Origin of the sequence: Coprococcus sp. ART55/1, assembly GCF_000210595.1 — a bacterium.
Taxonomy (GTDB): Bacteria; Bacillota; Clostridia; order Lachnospirales; family Lachnospiraceae; genus Coprococcus; species Coprococcus aceti.
On sequence record NC_021018.1, the window covers coordinates 2,871,945 to 2,874,796 of the forward strand.

Here is a 2,852-nt window from a genome sequence, read left to right on the forward strand (position 1 = left end):
TCTCCACCATTTAGTATCAATTGACCCATAGTATGTATCGTTCCCGAAATTTTTACATTACCAATTGTTACTGTTGAATCTTTTTTTATATCTAAATGACCTTTTACGTCTCCTCCCGTCTTAGAATCAATTATCGTTATTTTTCCGTTTTTTACATCAATATCATCTGTCTTATGTCCATTTATGTCTATAGTAAAATCAGAATCGGGATTGTTTATATCAAGAGCTGTATTTGTATCTTCCATAACGGTGACAACACTGTCCGGCATGTTTTCGGCATAACTTATTGCTTCTGGCAGTGAAACACAGGATATAGTCTCATCACCTTTTGTGACTGTCGCTGCAAGTTTCTCACCGCAGTATCTGCATATGCCATCCTCGAAGTTATGTTTGCCAAATACATCCTTTTTCTCATTGCTGTATGACACCGAGGCAATTTCAGATGAATCGTTACAGCCCATATAAGTTATGCTCTTATATACCTTCGGACCATGTAATACAGGATAGGTGTCTGTTCCGATGGTCTGTCCCCAAATTTCTTCTGGCTGACCGTTCTGCTGGAGATATGTAACTTCACCTGTTTTGAATTGCTCTGTCGTTTTACCTTCAACCTTTTCAGTGGTTCCGTCATTCGCGCCTATCGCATTTCCAGTATAAATAGTGCTGTCGTAATAACAGTTTGTAATGCTTGCATTGGATTCATTACGTCCGATCACACCTCCTACATTAACCCCTGTACCACTGACACTACCGGTATTATAACAGTTTGTGATAATTCCTTTATACCATCCGTTCACGCCTCCTACATATCCACTACCACCAACACTACCGACATTATAGCAGTTTGTGATAGTTCCTCCGTCATTATATCCGCTCACGCCTCCTACATAACGTTCTGTACCACTGACGCTACCGGCATTATAACTATTTGTGATGGTTCCTCCGTCATTATATCCGTTCACACCTCCCACATTACCTTCGCTACCACTGACGCTACCGATATTATAGCAGTCTGTGATGCTTCCGGTATAATTAATTCCGCTCACGCCTCCTACATATTCTAAGCCACTGACGCTGCCGGCATTATAACTGTTTATGATAGTTCCTTTACTATTATATCCGCTCACGCCTCCTACAAAACCGCTACTACCACTGACGTTTCCGGTATTATAACAGTTTGTGATGCTTCCGGTATAATTATATCCACTCACGCCTCCTGCTGTTCCTATACCACTAACGCTGCCGGTATTATAACAGTTTGAGATAGTTCCGGTATAATTATTTCCACACATGCCTCCTACCTTGCTGGTACCATAGAAATAAGAATCCAAAATACCTGCATTGGCAATCTTACCATTGTTACGACCGAACAATCCTACATCATAACTATTCTCTTGATTGAAATACAATCCACTGATTGTGTGGTTTTTGTCCATCAAATATACCAGTGTATGGACTTGCGCTAGTTGCAATCGGTGTCCATTCCTTAAATGTTCCCTCATTCAAGGTTCCATCCGACTTCAGAACATTTGCATTCACAACAATATCCGCTGTCAGGACTGCATTGGCTGATTTATTCTGCGCTACGCCTGAAAGTGTGCCATTTACAAGTCCGGCAAACCAGTAGAGCTGACCTGCATTACTGATCTCGTAAACCGCATCCTTTGTCCCGTCCTCATTAATATCATACTTGTCCGTAGTGAGCACCGCCGGCTGATATGCGTCGCAATCTGTACAAAATCCCTGCGAATTATAATTGTGTGCTTCCGTCTCTTTAGTCACATATCCGATCGGACAGTCTTTGCATGCTACTCCTTTTGTATGTTCTTTGTCATCTTGCCAAATATATGTAATATTACCGTTTGTATTATGTTTGTGTTCAGCTCCATCTATCAGAATTGTGGCTCCATCTTTAACAATAAGCTTGTCCAGATTGGCGATACTTGCACTACTATCAAATTCTATGCTTTCTCCACTTGCAATCGTTAAATCTTCTTTTAAAGCGGCTTTACCATATACATATGTTTTCGTTACATCATCACCGGTCTCAATGTCGTTCCATTGCTTTGTGATGACAGAGTTGCTGAAGTCACAATCACTTAATACAGGTTCTTGACAGGCTAAAGCACGGCTAACCACGATCTGGCTTCCTGATACATTAATTTGTTGATTTGATCTAATTACCTCACCTTCGTATCGTTCTGTTGTTGCTTTCGCTTCAACATAACTGTCTACTATATTAATTTTATCACCACTAATTACGTTTGAATGATCCTCCTCATTTGCTACCACATGGCTATTTTCAATCGTTAAGCTGCCGCTACATTCAATTTGGGAAGTCTCCAGCGTTGCTCCTATAATTTTTATATTATTATTATTTGAGCCTAAGTCATCTGCACTGATTTTTCCACAACTTAGACTTTCATTCTGATTGTTACCATTTATTTCTAATGTAGGCACAATTCCGCTTTCTGTTAAAATACTTTGAATCACCATATCTGATCTCATAGGTATTTGTTCCGGATAACATAATCGAAAGATCACCGTTCTGAATCGTAATGTTTCCAGAAATATACGCATTTTCCAGTACAAGCTGATTCCTCGTGATGTCATAGTACCAATTGGTTCCCTGATATATCGTGTCATCATTACCAGAAACTCCATCATCTTGAAATTCCCCATTATCAATAAGACGTGTTGAGCCCATCAATAAATATTCGGGTATTTTTTCCGTTGTAGTCTCCTCTGCCTTAGCATTCATCACTCCCCAGCCGCTTACACCCATCACCGACGCAGGCGACATAACCACCGCTGCAGCAAGCGCAATTATAATTCCCTTCTTAAATATTAAT

At 40.3% G+C, this 2,852-nt stretch carries 3 protein-coding genes; all 3 read right to left on the reverse strand.

The annotated features are described in order from the left end of the window. Positions 1-1,292: GLUG motif-containing protein (locus tag CCU_RS12940; RefSeq protein ID WP_305803645.1), on the reverse strand; the 1,292-nt coding region annotated here is incomplete at its 3' end. 94 nt (positions 1,293-1,386) lie between these two features. Continuing rightward, positions 1,387-2,496, reverse strand: a complete 1,110-nt coding sequence (locus tag CCU_RS12945) for a hypothetical protein (RefSeq protein ID WP_208896265.1) — start codon at positions 2,494-2,496, stop codon at positions 1,387-1,389. Next, positions 2,435-2,852: hypothetical protein (locus CCU_RS12950; protein ID WP_208896266.1), on the reverse strand; the 418-nt coding region annotated here is incomplete at its 5' end. The genes CCU_RS12950 and CCU_RS12945, both read right to left, overlap by 62 nt.